Genomic DNA, 252 nt, shown 5'->3' with positions numbered 1-252 from the left:
CGTTGCAGCACGTCGACCAGATAATCGTAGGGATCGATGTCGTGCAGCTTGCACGTCACCAGCAGGCTTTGCGCGATGCCGATCTGCTTGGCGCCAAGTTCGGTCCAGCAGAACATCCAGTTTTTCTGGTTGTGTCGCGATAACGGAGCCATGACGAGCAAGCGGCGATTCGCTTAGGAGTCCTTACATAAGCAGCGAATAGAACTGCGCGGCGACCGTTCGAGTGGCGTGGTCACCCTTCATTTGGCCTTT

General features: G+C 56.0%; 1 pseudogene. It reads right to left on the bottom strand.

Annotation, left to right across the window (positions count from 1 at the left end):
- Window positions 1-125 (bottom strand): annotated as a pseudogene (locus GWC77_RS28755) (transposase domain-containing protein); the annotation flags it as partial.
- Window positions 126-252 lie beyond the last annotated feature (127 nt).

The sequence above is a fragment of the Paraburkholderia sp. NMBU_R16 genome (assembly GCF_013282575.1).
GTDB lineage: Bacteria > Pseudomonadota > Gammaproteobacteria > Burkholderiales > Burkholderiaceae > Trinickia.
The sequence above is the reverse complement of the archived record's forward strand: the minus strand, read 5'-3'. Positions and strand labels throughout refer to the sequence as shown.